Origin of the sequence: Stenotrophomonas sp. PS02301 (genome assembly GCF_029959485.1) — a bacterium.
Taxonomy (GTDB): domain Bacteria; phylum Pseudomonadota; class Gammaproteobacteria; order Xanthomonadales; family Xanthomonadaceae; genus Stenotrophomonas; species Stenotrophomonas maltophilia_Z.
In genome coordinates, this window is sequence record NZ_JASCOO010000009.1 from 1 (window position 1) to 15,780 (window position 15,780).

At 66.7% G+C, this 15,780-nt stretch carries 10 protein-coding genes; 4 read left to right on the plus strand and 6 right to left on the minus strand.

The window, feature by feature from the left end; all coding sequences use genetic code 11:
* Nucleotides 1-101: 101 nt before the first annotated feature.
* From QMX81_RS03875 to mtnC, 3 genes are all read left to right on the plus strand, one after another.
* Nucleotides 102-743 (plus strand): methylthioribulose 1-phosphate dehydratase, encoded by a 642-nt coding sequence (locus tag QMX81_RS03875; protein ID WP_121036664.1) that lies wholly within the window; start codon nucleotides 102-104, stop codon nucleotides 741-743.
* A 117-nt stretch (nucleotides 744-860) separates the two neighbouring features.
* Nucleotides 861-1,424 (plus strand): acireductone dioxygenase, encoded by a 564-nt coding sequence (locus QMX81_RS03880; protein ID WP_121036663.1) that lies wholly within the window; start codon nucleotides 861-863, stop codon nucleotides 1,422-1,424.
* 3 nt (nucleotides 1,425-1,427) lie between these two features.
* Nucleotides 1,428-2,126: an acireductone synthase gene (gene mtnC / locus QMX81_RS03885; protein ID WP_282258856.1), complete on the plus strand. Its 699-nt coding sequence runs from the start codon at nucleotides 1,428-1,430 to the stop codon at nucleotides 2,124-2,126.
* A gap of 73 nt (nucleotides 2,127-2,199) precedes the next feature.
* Here mtnC and QMX81_RS03890 read toward each other — a convergent pair whose 3' ends face one another.
* From QMX81_RS03890 to QMX81_RS03915, 6 genes are all read right to left on the minus strand, one after another.
* Nucleotides 2,200-4,842: a glycoside hydrolase family 2 protein gene (locus tag QMX81_RS03890; protein WP_282258858.1), complete on the minus strand. Its 2,643-nt coding sequence runs from the start codon at nucleotides 4,840-4,842 to the stop codon at nucleotides 2,200-2,202.
* Between the two features lie 87 nt (nucleotides 4,843-4,929).
* Nucleotides 4,930-6,123, minus strand: a complete 1,194-nt coding sequence (locus QMX81_RS03895; RefSeq protein ID WP_282258860.1) for an AGE family epimerase/isomerase — start codon at nucleotides 6,121-6,123, stop codon at nucleotides 4,930-4,932.
* Nucleotides 6,120-7,115, minus strand: a complete 996-nt coding sequence (locus QMX81_RS03900; RefSeq protein ID WP_282258862.1) for a carbohydrate kinase — start codon at nucleotides 7,113-7,115, stop codon at nucleotides 6,120-6,122. Before QMX81_RS03900 ends, QMX81_RS03895 begins: the two co-directional genes overlap by 4 nt.
* Nucleotides 7,116-7,122: 7 nt before the next feature.
* Nucleotides 7,123-8,433 carry an L-fucose:H+ symporter permease gene (gene fucP / locus QMX81_RS03905; protein WP_282258864.1) on the minus strand — a complete coding sequence of 437 codons (1,311 nt, stop codon included), beginning with the start codon at nucleotides 8,431-8,433 and terminating at the stop codon, nucleotides 7,123-7,125.
* Nucleotides 8,434-8,477: 44 nt separating this feature from the next.
* On the minus strand, nucleotides 8,478-9,521 hold the full coding sequence (locus QMX81_RS03910; RefSeq protein ID WP_121036657.1) for a LacI family DNA-binding transcriptional regulator: 1,044 nt from the start codon (nucleotides 9,519-9,521) through the stop codon (nucleotides 8,478-8,480).
* A gap of 118 nt (nucleotides 9,522-9,639) precedes the next feature.
* The gene (locus QMX81_RS03915; protein ID WP_282258968.1) at nucleotides 9,640-12,039 is read right to left on the minus strand and encodes a GH92 family glycosyl hydrolase; all 2,400 of its coding nucleotides are present in this window, start codon (nucleotides 12,037-12,039) and stop codon (nucleotides 9,640-9,642) included.
* A gap of 655 nt (nucleotides 12,040-12,694) precedes the next feature.
* Between QMX81_RS03915 and QMX81_RS03920 the strand changes: the two genes are divergently transcribed.
* Nucleotides 12,695-15,760, plus strand: a complete 3,066-nt coding sequence (locus QMX81_RS03920) for a TonB-dependent receptor (RefSeq protein ID WP_152150683.1) — start codon at nucleotides 12,695-12,697, stop codon at nucleotides 15,758-15,760.
* The last annotated feature ends 20 nt before the right edge of the window (nucleotides 15,761-15,780 follow it).

Here is a 15,780-nt window from a genome sequence, read left to right on the forward strand (position 1 = left end):
GGCCGGCTCCACCTGCACCCAACACGCTCATGAGGAGCCGGCCGGCGGCCGGCACTACCGCAGAGCGCGCGAAATCGATGGAAGCGCCGTAAAATAGCCCCATGAGCACCCCCACCTTCCCGTACGACACCGCGCGCCTGAGCGAACTGGCCCAGCTGCTGATCGACAACGTCCGCGAGCTGGCGCACGCCGGCTGGACCCCGGCCACCAGCAGCAACTTCTCCCACCGCCTGGATGACCGCCACGCGGCGATCACCGTGTCCGGCAAGGACAAGGGCCGGCTGGTGGAGGACGACATCATGGTGGTCGATTTCGACGGCCAGGCCGTCGGCCGCCCGCTGCGCCCGTCCGCCGAGACGCTGCTGCACACCCAGCTGTATCGCCGGTTCCCGGAGATCGGCTGCGTGCTGCACACCCATTCGCCGGTGCAGACCATCGCCTCGCGCCTGTATGCGCCGCAGGGCCATATCCGCCTGGAAGGCTACGAGCTGCTGAAGGCCTTCCACGGCAACAGCACCCACGAGATGGCGATCGATGTGCCAGTGTTCGCCAATACACAGGACATGGACGTGCTCTCGGCCCAGGTCGATGCCCTGCTCGACACCCAGCCGCTGTGGGGCTACCTGATCGACGGCCACGGCCTGTACGCGTGGGGCCGCACCATGGCCGAGGCGCGCCGCCACATGGAAGCCTTCGAATTCCTGCTGCACTGTGAGCTGGAACTGCGCAAGCTGCGTGGCTGATCGCGCTCAGATTCCTGAAGAGAATCTGTATTCCGCGCATCGGCATCAGTACGTCGCCCCCACCCCGGCGCCGCACTGGTACCCTTTCCTTCCCCTCTTCGCCTCGATGCCGCCGCCATGAGCCGACTCCGTATCTTTGATGACACCGCCCCGGATGTCCCGCTGTTCGACAGCCGGGATGGCGAGGCGATCGCTGCCGAACTGAAGAAGATCGGCGTCACGTTCGAGCGCTGGCAGGCGGCCCACGAGGTCGCGCCGGGCGCCAGCCAGGACGAGGTCTTCGCCGCCTACAAGGTCGATATCGACCGTCTCGTCGCCACGCACGGTTTCAAGAGCGTGGACGTCGCCTCGATCGCGCCGGACAACCCGAACCGCGCCGAGCTGCGCAGGAAGTTCCTGGACGAGCACTTCCACAAGGAAGATGAAGTCCGCTTCTTCGTCGCCGGCTCCGGGCTGTTCACCCTGCACGTGGACGGCAAGGTCTACGAGATCGAGTGCGTCAAGAACGACCTGATCGCCGTGCCCGATGGCATCACCCATTGGTTCGATATGGGCGAGGAACCGAGTTTCGTGGCGATCCGCTTCTTCACCGAGCCGGATGGCTGGGTCGGCCATTTCACCGGCAGCGACATCGCCCAGACCTTCCCGCGTTACCACCCCGCACAGCACCAGGCCGACTGATCCATGCCGCAACCGACCGTCATCCTCACCGATATCGAGGGCACCACCAGCAGCATTTCGTTCGTCAAGAACGTGCTGTTCCCGTATGCGCGCAAGGCGCTGCCGGCGTTCGTCGCCGCGCACGGCCAGGAGCCGCAGGTGCGCCGCTGGCTGGACGCGGTGGCGGTGGAGATCGGTGGTGCCTGCCAGGACAGCCTGATCGTGGAGACGCTGCAGGGCTGGATCGACCAGGACCGCAAGCACACCGCGCTCAAGGCGCTGCAGGGCATGATCTGGGAAGCCGGCTACCGCAACGGCGATTACAAGGCGCACTTCTATCCGGAAGTGGCCGCCGTCCTGAAGGGCTGGCATGCGCAGGGCAAGCCGCTGTACGTGTATTCCTCCGGCTCGGTGCCGTCGCAGAAGCTGTTCTTCGGCTTCAGCGAAGCCGGTGACCTGACCGGGCTGGTCTCGGGCTGGTTCGACACCGAAGTGGGCGGCAAGCGTGAGGCCGACAGCTACCGTCACATCGTCGAGGCGATCGACGTACCGGCCGCGCAGATCCTGTTCCTGTCTGACGTGGTGGAAGAGCTGGATGCCGCGCGCGACGCCGGCCTGCAGACGCGCCTGATCGACCGCCTGGACGATTACCCGCTGCCGCGCAGCGGTGAGGCCACCCACGGCCACGACCGCGTCGAGAACTTCCAGCAGATCACGCTGTAACGGGTGGATCCACGCCACGCGTGGATGCCTTTCGCGCGATTCCGGTACCACGCCAGCCACGCATGGCGTGGCCCTACCTCCGGATATCTGCCAAAGAGTGCAGGCGCAACGCGCCGCGCAGCGTGGCCAGATCCGCCTCCGCGCGCAGCCGGATCGTCACCGTTTCACCCGGCAACAGGTCGAGCGCATTGTTCTCCAGCGCGGCATCCAGCCCATCGAAGTCGATCCACAGCGCCCGCACCAGCGTCGGCGAGCGCAGCGTCAGCAGGTAGCCGTCGCCATCGGCGCGCAGCGCGCTGTCGATCTTCGCCGGTGACAGCGCCAACGCTTTGGCCGGGACGAAATACACCACCTGCTGCGACAACAGCGTGGCGCCGTCGAACAGCTCGACCACCGCCACGGTCCGCGCAGGATCAGCGCCCTTCAACAGGTCGGCATCGGCAAATCGTCCTACCTCCAACGCTGACAGCGGCGGCACTGCGACGGTGTGCTGCTGCTCGCTGCGCTGGGTGCCATCGAGGTCCATCACCCGCAGCCGCCACGTCGCCTGCAGGCCCTGCTGACGATCATTGAGCAGGCTCACCCGGGTCACGCCCTCGTCGCGCAACGCCGCCACCGCGTGGTCGGCGAAGAAACGTTTGGCGTGGAAGTGCAGCGCCTTCCAGCGGCCGGCGTAATCGATGCTGGACCACGACGCCCCCGGCCATACATCGTTGAGCTGCCAGTACAGCGAGCCCATCGTGTACGGCCGCGAGGCCCGGTGATGCAGGGCAGCGAGCTGGATGCCATCGGCCTGCATCACCTGGCTCAGGTAGACGAACGTGGGGAAGTCACGCGGCGTGCCGTACTCCTCCTCGATGTACTTGAGCAGGCGCTGGTTGCCCTCGCCCGCCATGAACTTCTGGTGCGCGCGCACCGTCGGGCTGTCCATCTGCTGCTCGGCGGCGGGAATGATGCCGTCCAGCGTGCGCAGCACCGGCCAGGCCTGCAGCCCGTATTCGGACATGAAGCGCGGCGTTTCACGCAGGTAGGCGGTCACCGGCAGCGCCGGGTTGCCCCACACCTGCCAGTAGTGCTTGTCGCCACGGGTGGAATCGTTGGCCTTCTCGTCCAGATCATTGCTCGGCGAGCTGGACCAGTACGGCACGCCCAGCCCTTCCTCGGCCACCACCTGGCGCAGGTCGTTGCCGAACAACTCCACATAGCCCTGCCAGACCTTCGCGGCGAAGGCAGGATCGGCAGCGGTCAGGTCACGGCCGTGGCCCCAGTCCTTCCATGCGGTCTCTTCTTCGTTGTTGCCACACCACAGCACCACGCTGGGGTGATGCCGCAGGCGGCGCACATTGTCGCGCGCCTCGCCGACCACGTTCGCGCGGAACGCCGGATCGTAGCCGGGCTGCATGCCGCCACCGAACATGAAGTCCTGCCAGACCAGCAGCCCCAGCTCGTCGGCGATATCGAAGAACACATCGTCTTCGTAATAGCCACCGCCCCAGTTGCGCAGCATGTTCATGTTGGCATCGCGCGCCGCGGTCAGCTCGCGCCGGATCCGCGCCGCGTCCACACGCGCCGGGAACATGTCGAACGGAATCACGTTGGCGCCCTTGGCGAAGATAGGCACACCGTTGATCACGAACACGAAGCCCTGTCCGCCGTTGCGGTCCACCTCGCGGCGCAGCTCGACGGTACGCAGGCCGGTGCGCTGCTCGATGTGCGTCGCCTCCGCCGTCTCAGGTGCCAGCGTGGCACGCACGGTATAGCGGGCCTGCTCGCCCTGCCCGGCCGGCCACCAGCGCCGCGGCTCCTGCAGCGCCACCGGCACCGCGACGCGGTTGTCACCGGCCTTCAGCATCGTCCTGCGGTCGATGCGCGCCACGCGCGTGCCGTCCGGATCCAGCACCTCGATCTGCACCGACGCGGAACCAACCACTGCGCTTTCCACCTCGACCGCGATCTCAAGCTCAGCCTTGGCCGCGTCCAGGCTGCGGGTCTGCACCACCAGCGCGGTCAGCCGCTGCGCGTCCCAGCTCTCCAGCGTCACCGGCCGCCAGATGCCCGCGGTCACGTAACGCGGGCCCCAGTCCCAACCGAAGTGGTAGCCCGGTTTGCGTACGAAATTGCCGACCATCGCGTCTTTGGGCTCATCGCCATACGGCGAGGGGTAGTTGCCGGCGATCTTGTGCGGCATCGCCTGCACGCCCGGCAGCAGCGTGCGGATCGGCGAGCGCAGCACGACGCGCAGTTCATTGCCGCGAGGCCGCAGCCTGCCCTCCACCCGCGCACGCCAGGTGCGATGGCTGTTGTCGGCCTGCAGCAACGGCTGGCCGTTGAGCGTGACCGTGGCGAACGTATCCAGGCCTTCGAAGGCCAGCTCGGCGTGCGCGCGCGCCAAGGTCGTCGCATCCACATCGAATCGTGCGCGGTACTCCCAGTCGGCCAGGCCGATCCACTGCAGCCCGGCCTCCGGCGCACCCACGTAAGGATCGGGAATCTGCCCCCGCGCCAGCAGGTCGGTATGCACCGCGCCGGGCACCTGTGCGGCACGCCACTCGGCCAGCTGCGGGTGGGCACGAAGCTGCGCGTCACCGGGCAGCAGGCGGAATGACCACTCCGCCGCCAGCGGGGCGGCTGCCACGGGCAGTGCCCATGCTGCCAGCAGGACCAGCATCAGCCAGCTGGCCGGTGCAACGACATGGAGACGGCTGTGCGCGCGCATGGGGACCTGCCTGGCTGCGGGGGCAGCCGACCAACGGTCGGCTCTACCGGGATGTCGGGGAAGCCGACCGACGGTCGGCTACCGGATTCAACGGACCACGTTGAGCACTTCGTAGCACGCGCCCATGGTGTGGTAATCGGTCTTGCCGGCCGGGCTCTTCTCATCGCTGTACTTGCGGTTGTCCGCATCCAGGATGCGATACCAGGCACCGTAGCGATGATCGATCATGTGCTGCCACGCGTAGCCCCACAGGGCGTCGTACCAGTCCCAGTACACGGCATCGCCGGTGCGCTTGGCCAGCAGCGCGGCGGTGGCCAGCGATTCGGCCTGTACCCAGAAATATTTGTCGTCATCGCAGACGCTGCCATCCGGCGCGAAGCCGTAATACAACCCACCACGCTCGGCGTCCCAACTGCGCGCCACCGCCACATCGAACAGATGCCGCGCGGTCGGCACCAGCCAGTCGGCGTGTACGTGGCGATCCAGGATCAGCAGCAGCTTGGCCCACTCGGTCTGATGCCCGGGTTGGAAACCCCACGGACGGAACAGGTGCTTGGGGTTGTCGCGGTTGTAGTCCCAGTCGATCTGCCACTGGGTATCGTAGTGCTCCCACACCAGGCCGTCGCCCTGCGCCGCCTGGCGGCGGGTCATGTGGTCGGCCAGCAGCAGCGCACGATCAAGGTAGCGCTGCTCGCCACTGGCCTCGAACGCGGCCAGCATCGCCTCGCACATGTGCATGTTGGCGTTCTGGCCGCGGTAGTCGGTGAAGTTCCAGTCGGCGTCGGCTTCGTCCTTGTACAGCCCGAACGCCGGTTCCCAGAAGCGCGTTTCCAGCAGCTGCCAGGTCTCGTCCATCCACGAACGCGCCTCGCCAATGCCGGCCTTCAGCGCGCAACTGTAGGCCAGCAGCACGAACGCCACGCCGTAGCAGTGGTTGGTCGCGTCTTCGACCACGCCGTCGCGCAGCGTCCACGCATAACCGCCGGTGGCCGGATTGCGATGCACCTCGCGCAGGTAGCGCACGCCGTGTTCGGCCGCCGCCAGATCCTCGGGCTTGCCGAATTCGCGGTAAGCCATCGCATGGTTGAACACGAACCGGGTGCTGCTGACCAGATGGCGGTGGCTGGCATCGTACACGCTGCCATCGTCACGGTAGTAGTGGAAGAAACCGCCCTTCGGGTCGATTTCATGCGGCTGGTAGAACGCCATCGTCTGCGCGATGTGGGCGCGCAGGAACGCGGGCGAGCGGAAGTCGGGGGTCGGCGGAACCGGCGTGGTCATGCGGCGTCATCCTGTTGTTGCTGCAGCAGTTGCTGGACTTCATGAAGGCTGGGCATCGCGGCGAAGGCGCCCTTGCGGGTCACGGCCAAAGCACCGACGGCCGCGCCGAACCGGATCGCCTCCACCAGCGCGGTGGGGTCCTGGCAGAACGCGGCAAAACCGGTGCCGTCGCCGCCGCGCTCGCCGATCCCGAACAGCAGGCCGCCGACAAAGGCATCGCCCGCCGCGGTGGAATCAACCGTGGTCACGCGGAAACCGGTCAACACGCCGTGGGTGTGGCGGGTATGCCAGCGGATCGGCGCGGCGCCGTCGGTGATCACCACCGCCTGCGCCTGCGCACCCAGCAGGCGCGCGATCACGGCGGCGTCGCCGCCCGGCACTGCGGCCGCCAGGTACTCCAGTTCTTCGCGCGAGAGCTTGACCAGATCGGCCAGCGACAGGGCTTCCCACAACCGCGGCAGCGGGTCGACAGCGGTCGGCCACAGCGCGGGGCGCAGGTTGAGGTCGAGGCTGACCATCGCACCGGCCTGGCGGGCGCGGCGCATGCCCTCCAGCGTGGCCTGCGCGATCTCGGCCTCGGTCAGGCTGTTGGAGCACACGTGGAAGCTGCGCGTGCCTTCAAAGCAGTTCGGGTGGAAGTGCACACTGCGGAACAACAGATCGGCCGCCGGCGGGCGGTAGAAGCTGAAGCTGCGTTCGCCGCCGGCATCCAGGGCGACGAACGCCAGCGCGGTCTTGGCGGCGTCGGTGCGCACGATGCAGTCGGTCGCCACGCCGGCACTGGCCAGGCTCTCGGCGAGGAAGTCGCCGAACATGTCCTGGCCGAGCATGCCGGCAAAATGGGTGTCCGCACCGAGCCGCGCTGCGGCCACGGCCACGTTGGCCGGCGCACCGCCGGCATACTGCAGGAAGGCACGCGGGGTGTCCGGGGTGGCCGGCGGTTGGGCAAGTAGATCGATCAAAATCTCGCCGAAACAAACAATCTTGGACATCGTGGCCTCAAGCTCCCTGACGGAATCCGACGGCCGGGCGCGAACCGGACAGGCCGTAGAAGATGATGTAGCCGTAGCACAGCAGCGGCAGGATGAAGGACTCATGCAGCCCGATCTGGTCGGCCAGCAGGCCCTGCAGGTACGGCACCACCGCGCCGCCGACGATGGCCATGATCAACAGGCTGGAGGCCTTGTTGGTCAGCGTGCCCAGGCGTTCGATGCTCAGCGCGAAGATGGTCGGGAACATGATGGAATTGAACAGGCCCACCGCCACGATCGAATACAGCGCGACCTGCCCCTGGCTGAGCATGGTCAGCGCCAGCAGCGCCACGTTCATGCCCGCGAACAGGGTCAGCAGCACACGCGGCGAGAACCGGGTCATGATCGCCGAGCCGGCGAAACGACCGATCATCGCCAGCGTCCAGTAAGCCGAAACGTAATGGGTGGCTTCCTTCTCGGTGAAGCCGCCGATGTTGGGCAGCGACAGGTAGTTGACCAGGAAGCTGCCGATCGACACTTCCGCCCCAACGTAGAAGAAGATCGCCAGCACGCCGAACAGCACGTGGCGATGGCGCAGCGCATCCAGCAGGGTGTGCTTGCTGGTATCGGCCTGCTCGGTGGTCTCGGTCAGCGCAGGCAGACGGAACAGGTAGACGAACACGGCCAGCAGGAACAGCGCCACGGCCAGGCCGACGTACGGGCCCTGCACCGATTGCGCTTCCTGCACGCGGTAGGCGATCTGCTCGGCAGCCGGCAGCGCGCCGATCTCATCGGCACTCTTGACCGTGTTGCCCAGGATCAGCAGGCCACCGAAGATCGGTGCGATCGCGGTCCCCAGCGAGTTCAGCGCCTGGGCCAGGGTCAGCCGGCTGGAGGCCGTCTGTTCCGGACCGAGCAGCGCCACGTACGGGTTGGCCGCGACCTGCAGCACCGTGATGCCGGTGGCCAGCACGAACAGGGCGCCCAGGAAGGCTTCATACACGCGCAGTTCGGCGGCCGGCCAGAAGCCCAGCGCACCAACCGCGGCGATCGCCAGGCCAGCCACGATGCCCTTCTTGTAGCCCAGATGCGCAACCAGCCGGCCGGCCGGGAGCGACATCAGGAAGTACGCACCGAAGAAGGTGAACTGCACCAGCATCGCGCGGGCATAGTTCAGTTCGAACACCGCCTTCAGATGCGGGATCAGGATGTCGTTGAGGCAGGTGAGGAAGCCCCACATGAAGAAGATGGTGGTCGCCACGGCCAGCGCGACACGCGTGTTCACCACGGGCGCAGCGGAGGATGAGGAGGGGAGGCGGGGCGTAGGAGAGATGGGCATTCAGGTACGCGCCTCAGTGCGCGAGCAGGTGATTGGGGAAACCATCAGACGGTCATCGCGCCACTGCTCTCGCGAACGCGGAGCTGGACCGGTGCAACGGTACGGGCCGGCGCCGCGTCGGGATGATCCAGACGCAGCAACAGCAGTTCGGCCGCCTGTCGCCCGCGCTCGCGCGGGTTGACGGTCAGCGTGGTCAGCGGCGGCGATGCCACCGAGGCCTCGGAAATATCATCGAAACCGGTCACCGCGAAGTCGCGGCCCGGCTGCACGCCGCGCGAGGCCAGGCCCAGCATCAGGCCCAGCGCGACGCTGTCGTTGTAGCAGACCGCTGCGGTCGGCACGGCATCCAGCGCGAACAGCTCGCCGGCGCGCGCAGCCGCATCCAGGCGGCTGGGCGAGGTTTCGATCAGCCACGCCGGCTGCACCGGCATGCCCGCCTCGACCAGCGCCTGCGCATACCCGGTACGACGCTGATGGCACGAACTGGAGACCGCGTGGCCGCCATAGAACGCGATGCGGCGGTGGCCCTGTTCGATCAGATGACGGGTGGCAAGGTAGGCACCCTGCTGGTTGTCCAGGGTCAGGAAGTCCCAGTCGGCCCCCGGCAGTTCGCGGTTGAACAGCAGCACGTTGGCATGGCCGAGCACCTGGCGCAGCTGCCCGGCATCGCTGCCTTCGGCCGGCGACAGGATCAACCCGGCGGGCATGTGCTCCATCAGCGTGGTCAGCACCGCCTGCTGCCGCTCCGGCGATTCGCCGGTGCTGCCAAGCAGGGTCACGAAGCCCTTGCCGCCGAGCGCTTCATCCACCCCGGAGGCGAATTCGGCGAAGAACGGGTTGGACAGGTCGTTGATGACCAGGGCCACGCTTGAGGACGTGCGGCGACGCAGATTGGCCGCGCCGCGGTTGTACACGTAGCGTTGCCGTCGCAGTTCGGCCTCCACCTTGGCACGGGTGTCGACGTTCACCAGCGGGCTGCCACGCAGCACCAGCGAGACGGTCGCGCGCGACACGCCGATCGCTTCGGCGATGTCGGTCACGGTGACCGCGCGCGTGCCTTTGCCGGCGGGGGTGGCCTTGTCTTTCATCGGGTCGTCGGGTTCCTCAAGCAAGGTGCAAGCCTAAACGATCGCATTGACCAGCGGTCCCTGCCCGCGCCGAGGGTCACCCCCGGTGGGCTGGCCACGGCGCGGGCCGGCGCGTGGCTCATTCCAGTACCGCGCCGGGGGTGGCGCAGAAGGACGCCGGCAGCGCCTCGGCCTGGGTACCCCAGCCGTTCTCCTGCGCGGTGCTGCCCAGGGCGAAGGCGATGGTGCCACCGCGCTGCAGCTGCGCCCAGTCCAGCCACACCGGCGCATGCGCGCGGCCATCGACCTGCACGTTCTGGACATACTGCAACTGGCGGCCATCCGCGCCCGGCGCCTTCAGGGTGAGCGTCCTGCCCTGGCCCAGATCGATCTCGGCGCGGGCGAAGCGCGGCGTATGCAACAGGAACTCGCCGCTGCCCGGCACCGCCGGGTACAGGCCCAGCGCACTGAACAGGTACCAGGCCGACATCGTGCCCAGGTCATCGTTGCCGGTGACGCCGTTGGGCGCGTTGGTGAACAACTGCTGCGCGGCGCGCACCACGGTGGCGGTCTTCCACGGCTGCCCGATCAGCGTGTACATCCACGGCGCGTGCAGGTCCGGTTCGTTGTTGGGGTTGTAGCGGTACTGGTTGTAGTAGCTGTAGGGACCGACCACCCATTCCTTGCGGGCGGCGGTCAGCGGCGACTTCACCAGCGCGTCGTAAGCGAAGAAGGTATCCAAGCGCCGCGCGGCCTGCTCGCGGCCGTGCATGGCCTGGACCAGGCCCGGCACGTCCTGCTGCGCCAGCCACTGGTATTGCCACGCGGTGCCTTCATGGAAGCCATGGTGCGAGCGCGGGCTGTACGCGCCATCGGCCGGCAGGTACCACGCGCCATCTTCCATGCGCGGCCGCGGAAAGCCGTTGAAATCGCCCTCTTCATCGCGCACCGACGGGTCCCACACCTTGTGCCAGTTGCGGCCACGATCGCGCAGCACGCCGGCATCGGCGGCATGGCCGAGGCCATCGGCCATCTGCGCCAGGGCGCAGTCGGCCAGCGCGTACTCCAGCGTCGCCGAACCCCCGTGGTGCGGATCCACGTCCATGCCCTTGGAGGGGAAGGCGCGGTCGTACTGCACATAGCCATTGGCCAGGTAGCTCGGGTTGCCCGAACGGCCCGCATGACGCGAGTTCATCGGCGGCACCTCGAACGCATTCTTGCGCAGCGCGGTGTATGCCTCGCTTTCGCGGCCGGCCAGCGCGCCGAAGCGCCACAGGTCCACCAGGAACGGCGTGACCGGGTCACCCGTCATCACGTTGGTTTCGAAGTTGGCGTAGCCCCAACGCGGCAGCCAACCGCCCTGCGCTTCAATCGCCAGCAGGGTGCGGCCGATATCGCGCGCGACCTCCGGCTTGGTCAACGCCAGCCACTGGTTCTGTGCGCGGTAGGTATCCCACAGCGAGAAGTACTCGTAGTAGGTCCAGCCATCGGCGCGATGGATGTTGTCGTCGTAGCCACGGTAACGGCCGTCGGCATCGCTGCCGGTCAGCGGCTGCAGCAACGCGTGGTACAGCGCGGTGTACAGCACGGTGCGGTCGTCGCTGCTGCCGCCCTGGACACGCACGGCCGCCAATTCCTTGCGCCACTGCTGCTGGGCCATCTGGCGCATCTGATCGAAGCCGAGCAGGCGACCGCCCTGCATGCCATCGCTGCGCAGATTGGCGCGCGCCCCTTCGGCATCCACGTGCGAGATCGCGCTGACCGCGGTCACCGCACGGCCCTTGGCCAGATCGAAGCTCAGCCAGGCGCCGCTGGGCTTGAGCTCGCCTTCCATGCCATGGCGTGCGCCCGGCAGGCCGCCGCCCTCGCCCCAGGTACCGAACGCCTTGAACGGGCGGTCGAACTCGATGCGGAACCAGGTGGTGTACTGATGCCCGCCACAGAAGCTCTTGGTGACCAGCTTGCCTTCCACCGCGCGGTCGCCGACAACATCAACCACGCTGCCGATCACCGAATGGCGCTCGTTGGCCTGGCCGAGGTTGACCAGCACGTGGCCGGTGCCCGCATCGGCGGCGAAGGTGTAACGCTCGGCCGCGGCACGCGTGCGTGCGGTAGCCTCCGCGTCGATGCCGCCGTAGTTGGTCAGGCGCACCTTGTAGTAGCCCGCCTGCCCGATTTCACCCTCGTGGGTGTAGCTGGAGGCGTAGCGCTTGTGGTCGAAGCTCTTGGCGTCGTCGGTATTGAAGTCACCGCCCGGGCCGATACTGCCGGTCACCGGCAGGACCGAGACCTGGCCGCCCTGCTCCCAGCAGCCGGCGCCGGACAGGAAGGAATGACCGAAGCCACGGATCTTGGGATCGTCGTAGCGCCAGCCAGCATAGTGCTCACCGATCGGGCTGACCTGGATCAGGCCGAACGGCGCCGAGGCACCCGGGAACGTATTGCCATCGTCCTTGCTGCCGATGAAGGTGTTGACCTCGCGCTCCAGCGCCGCAGGCGCGGCCTGAAGCAACAGCGGCGCGCAGCTCAGGGCCAGCAGGCAGGCCAGACCCGCCAGTGGGCGGCGGCGGGCCGGGACGGCACCGGCGGCGGGAACAACGGAAGGACGGTGAGAAAAACGGGTCACGGACACGGACTCCTTGGCGGACGTGGCGGCAGCGCGAACCAGTGGCGGCGGGCGCCGCTGGTTCCCTGGACTGGGCGACCCAATCCACACCCCGGTGAATTTAGATCGATTTAAGTAAAGCACGGGAATTTCGGGGGATGCATTCTGCGCTGCAACATCGGCGGCACCCTGGGGGCCAGCAGCAGCGTGTCCAGTTGCGCACTCGGCCGCACCGCCCACGCGTGGGCAAGCGGATCGGCACCCGTCGGCCCGCCGACAGGGCTGGGGCGGCCAACCCAGCGCCGCCGCGGCCTCGGCCCGGCACAAGCGAAAGCACCGCCGGGATCCATATTGCGGAGCAGCATGCGTCCCCCGCGCGGTCGTGCTAAAAATCCCCCGCCAATCGTTTAGATCGATCCAACTTAAAACGGTCACGATTGCCGGAAGTGGGGAGCCGGGGGACTGCCCCACGCGATGCATGCGGGACGCGCCAGGCAACTCGACGCTCGAGAAAGTCGGCTTCAAACATTAGATCGATTCAAAGAATTCGTATCGCCACCGTTTCAATCCAGGAGAGGGAGAGAGTGGAATGAAGATGTCACGCATGCACCGCCGCGTTGCGTTGTCCGCGGCCATTGCCAGCGCGTTGGCCACGGCCATCGTGCCGGCCAGCGCCTTCGCGCAACAAGCAACCCCGGCCACCGGCACCCCCGATGCGACCACGCTCGACAGCGTGACCGTCACCGGCTATCGCTACGCCATCGAGAAGAGCCTGCAGCAGAAGCGCGATGCCAACGCCGTGGTCGAAGTGATCACCGCCGAAGACGTGGGCAAGTTCCCCGACAAGAACGTGGCCGACGCGCTGCAGCGCGTGCCCGGCGTGGTGATCACGCGCAGTGGCGGCGAAGGCAAGAGCGTCAGCGTGCGCGGCCTCGCGCCGGACCTGACCCTCACCCAGTTGAACGGCAACTACGTCGCCACCTCGGAAACCAACAACGAGGCGTCGCGTTCGTTCAACTACACGCTGCTGCCGTCGAACATGCTGTCCAGCGCGGAGCTGTTCAAATCCCCGGAAGCGCGCATCGACGAAGGCGGCATCGGTGGCACCGTGATCCTGCATACCCGCCGCCCGCTCGATATGGAAGCCAACTCCGGTTACGTCAACCTGGAAGGCACCTCATCGGACACCAGCCACGACATCGATCCGCAGGCCTCGGCGCTGTATTCCTGGCACAGCAAGGACGAACGCTTCGGCGTGCTGGTGGGCGTGACGCAGCAGAAGCGCACCAGCCGCACCATGGAAGCCAGCACCGAGGACTACCAGTGGTATGGCGCAGGTGACGCGCGTGATGCCAACGGCAATGCGCTGCCGCAGGATGGTATCCACTACTGGTGGGGGCAGTCCGGCTTCAACAACCAGACCGGCGGCAACTACAGCGACTTCTTCATGCCGACCTCGGTCAACTTCGCGGTGAAGGAAGAAAAACGCGAGCGCAAGGGCGGCCAGCTGACCTTCCAGTTCAAGCCGCTCGACAACCTGACCCTGACCGCCAACTACTTCCGCTTCGAGCTGCAGGGCGATTACACCCAGAACATGCTCAAGGTGCCGGAGTGGAGCATGGCCCGCTTCAATGGTGACGGTAACTGGGCCGGCGGCCGGCTGCTCAACGGGCTCGATTTCGATCCCAGCGGCAGCATCGTGACCGGCGCACAGTTCGAGAAGCTGCCAGGCAAGGCCTACATCTGCAGCGAAGAACAGGCCGCGGCGGCCGGCCTTGCGCCGGGCGGCTGGGGGCCGGACGACTGCACCCTGCCCACCCCGCAGCTGACCGGTGGCTACAGCAAGGAAAAGGCGCTTTCGCAGACCGCCGACCTGTCGGTCGAATGGGACATCAGCCCGCTGTGGAAGGCGTCCTTCACCGGTGGCCGTACCTGGTCCGAAGGTGGCCCGTCGATGAACTTCCGGATGTCGGCCAAGCCGCGCCGCAAGGTCGGTCCGGACTATCTGTCGGGTAACCAGTACACCGCATGGGACCTGACCGGCACGCCGTCGGTGCAGTTCTCCCCGGACCTGCAGCAGCAGCTGATGGCCGGCATTGCCGAAGTCGACACCGGCTCGACCGACTCGTCGTGGATGCAGACCGAGGTTGAACAGAACTACTTCCAGGCCGATTTCACCAAACTGTTCGAGACCGGCTGGCTGGATTCCATCCAGTTCGGCACCAAGTACCGTGACGGCAAGGTCCACCGCAACACCGGCAACACCTACTGGGTGTGCCAGGGCCTGGATCCGGCCGACTACGACAACAACCGTTACCAGGCCGGCTGCGATTCCACCGCCGGTGATGCCCAGCCGGGCTTCTTCCTGTCCAACCCGATCAGCAACATCGCCGGCGGCTTCAACGCCAACGTGTTCCCGGGCATCAACTACCCGGCCTACATCAATTACCTCAACCAGACCTACGGCGGCTCGCACAACCGCACCGAAGAAGACTTCGTCTACGACGTCAACGAGAAGATCTACTCCGGGTACTTCCAGGCCAACTTCCGTACCGAGCGCCTGCGCGGCAATGTCGGCGTGCGCGTGGTGCGTACCGAGCAGTTCGCCCAGTCGAGCGATTCGGTCGAGCGCTTCAACGATTACTTCGTCGATAACGCCAACGGGTCGCCGATGAGCTGCGATGACCCGGCCGCGGATCCGACCCTGCGCTGCCAGGGCGGCTTCGTGCGCCTGCCGGACAACCAGGTGCGCGACAAGGTCTACACCCTCAGCTCGCTGGACAAGACCTATACCGACTTCCTGCCGAGCTTCAACATCGCCTGGGACATCAACGACAGCCTGGTGCTGCGCGGCGCAGCCTCGAAGGTCATCGCGCGGCCGGGCTATACCAGCATCGCCTACCCGGGCGGCCTGAACTACATCAGCGAGGAGTACAGCAACGACCGCCGTGTGGCCGGTGGTACTGACACCCCGGGCTGGTACGGCTCGGGCAGCAACAAGAACCTGGAACCGTTCAAGGCCGTCCAGTTCGACCTCGGCCTGGAGTGGTACTTCAAGCCCGGCTCTGCCGCGGGCGTGGCGCTGTTCCGCAAGAACGTGGACAACTTCACCGTGCCGGTGGTGCGCGACCAGCAGATGACGGTCGGCGGGCAGTCGGTCACCGTGCAGAAGTACCGCACCGAAGCCAACGGCCGTGACGGCGTCTCGCAGGGCGTTGAAGTGTACGGCCAGTACACCTTCGACATGGGCTTCGGCGTCCAGGCCAACTACACCTACAACGACACCAACCTCGCCTCGATCGTGCTGGATGGGGAAGAAATCGGTGCCTCGCCGCTGGTGGGCAGCGCCAAGAACCAGGCCAACGTCACGATCTTCTACGAGAACGACACGATCCTGGCCCGCGCCTCGTACAACCGCCGTGGCGAAGTGGTGGGCGGCCTGAACAACGGCATGACCACCTACACCAAGCCGTACGACCAGCTCGACCTCAACGTGGCCTACAACATCACCCCGGACTGGACGGTCACCGCCTCGGTACTGAACGCCACCAAGTCCGAGCTGCAGAGCTACATCGGCGATGACAGCCAGGCCCGCCTGCTGTCCAACATCTATGCCGGCCGCCAGCTGTACTTCGGCGTGAACTGGAAGTTCTAAGCCTCACCCGCCCCCGCCTT

Bases quoted from the DNA above. Each gene is read 5' to 3' on its own strand.
- QMX81_RS03875 (WP_121036664.1), top strand. From the start codon at position 102: ATGAGCACCCCCACCTTCCCGTACGACACCGCGCGCCTGAGCGAACTG.
- QMX81_RS03880 (WP_121036663.1), top strand. From the start codon at position 861: ATGAGCCGACTCCGTATCTTTGATGACACCGCCCCGGATGTCCCGCTG.
- mtnC (WP_282258856.1), top strand. From the start codon at position 1,428: ATGCCGCAACCGACCGTCATCCTCACCGATATCGAGGGCACCACCAGC.
- QMX81_RS03890 (WP_282258858.1), bottom strand. From the start codon at position 4,842: ATGCGCGCGCACAGCCGTCTCCATGTCGTTGCACCGGCCAGCTGGCTG.
- QMX81_RS03895 (WP_282258860.1), bottom strand. From the start codon at position 6,123: ATGACCACGCCGGTTCCGCCGACCCCCGACTTCCGCTCGCCCGCGTTC.
- QMX81_RS03900 (WP_282258862.1), bottom strand. From the start codon at position 7,115: ATGTCCAAGATTGTTTGTTTCGGCGAGATTTTGATCGATCTACTTGCC.
- fucP (WP_282258864.1), bottom strand. From the start codon at position 8,433: ATGCCCATCTCTCCTACGCCCCGCCTCCCCTCCTCATCCTCCGCTGCG.
- QMX81_RS03910 (WP_121036657.1), bottom strand. From the start codon at position 9,521: ATGAAAGACAAGGCCACCCCCGCCGGCAAAGGCACGCGCGCGGTCACC.
- QMX81_RS03920 (WP_152150683.1), top strand. From the start codon at position 12,695: ATGAAGATGTCACGCATGCACCGCCGCGTTGCGTTGTCCGCGGCCATT.